General features: G+C 67.1%; 1 protein-coding gene and 1 pseudogene. Both read left to right on the forward strand.

What is annotated here, in order from left to right; genetic code table 11:
• Window positions 1–426: pseudogene (locus ACWDKQ_RS35710) on the forward strand (IS21 family transposase); the annotation flags it as partial.
• Window positions 423–1,226: an IS21-like element helper ATPase IstB gene (gene istB, locus ACWDKQ_RS35715; RefSeq protein ID WP_010694453.1), complete on the forward strand. Its 804-nt coding sequence runs from the start codon at window positions 423–425 to the stop codon at window positions 1,224–1,226. The pseudogene ACWDKQ_RS35710 and the gene istB, both read left to right, overlap by 4 nt.
• Window positions 1,227–1,318: the final 92 nt, after the last annotated feature.

The following is a 1,318-nucleotide window of genomic DNA, read 5'->3' on the forward strand; positions in this document are numbered from 1 at the left end:
TACTGGCGAGGCGAGCTGATCAAGGTCCACCCCGTCGTCGAGCCCGGCCGCCGGAACACCGATCCCGCGGACCTGCCCGCCGAGCTGACCGCTTATGCGACCCGCGACCTGGAAGCGTTGCAGCGCAAGGCATCCGCGCACGGCCCTCACATCGGCGCCTACGCGGCGGCAGTGCTGGAACACCCCTTGCCCTGGACCAAGATGCGGCAGGTCTACCGGCTGCTCGGCCTCATCCGCCGACACAACGCCGAGGCCGTCGATGAAGCCTGCCGCCGCGCCCTGGAAGCCGAAGCGGTCAACGTCGGCCTGATCGACCGCATGCTCACCCGAGGCCTCACCGAGCCGCCGGCCACCACACCGCGGCCCGGCACGGCATCGCGATTTGTCCGTGATACCGGCGACTTCGCGGTCAGGAGGAGCTCATGAACACTGCCCGCCGCGCCCAGGGAGCGAACGCGAAACCGATCGAGCCGTCCGCGGAGCTCAAGGCGCTCCTGCGCAGGCTCAAGCTCGGGCGGCTGCTGGACACCCTGCCCGAACGGCTCGCGCTGGCACGGCAGAACCACCTGCCGCACCACGACTTCCTCGAACTCCTGCTCGCCGACGAAGTCAACCGCCGAGACCGCCAAGCCATCGCTCAGCGCGCCCGCAAGGCCCACCTCGACCCAGAGATGATCCTCGAAGCCTGGGACGAGAACACCCCGGCCGTCTTCGACCGGGAACTATGGGCCGAGCTGACCTCACTGCGGTTCCTCACCGACGCGCACAACGTGCTGATCATGGGGCCTGTGGGCGTCGGGAAAACGTTCCTGGCCCACGCGCTCGGACACATCGCGGTGCGCCGTAAGCACACCGTGCACCACGAACGCGCCGACAAGCTGTTCAAACGGCTTAAGGCCGCCCGGCTGGATAACTCCTACGACGAGGAAATGCGCAAGCTGCACCGAGTCGACCTGCTGATCATCGACGACCTCGCACTCAAACGACTCGAGGCGACCGAGACCAGCGACTTCTACGAACTCATCGTCGAGCGCCACCGCAGCGCCTCCACCATGATCACCAGCAACCGCGAGCCACCGGAGATCCTGACGATGATGGCCGACCCGCTACTCGCCCAATCCGCCATCGACCGGCTCCAGTCGGCTGCCTACGAACTCGTCGTCGAGGGCGAGTCCTACCGGCAGAGGCAGAAGCCACAGATCGGCACACCAGCCAGCTCGGATTGACCAACAGCCCGGTCGTCGGACACCATCAGCACACGGCCCGCGACCGGACGCAACCCGGTCCCATGCTCATGGCAAACCGGTGGTCCCTTCAG

It is taken from the genome of Saccharopolyspora sp. NPDC000995, assembly GCF_053599315.1.

Excerpts from the sequence above, each read along its gene's own strand:
- istB (WP_010694453.1), top strand. The coding sequence starts at position 423 with ATGAACACTGCCCGCCGCGCCCAGGGAGCGAACGCGAAACCGATCGAG.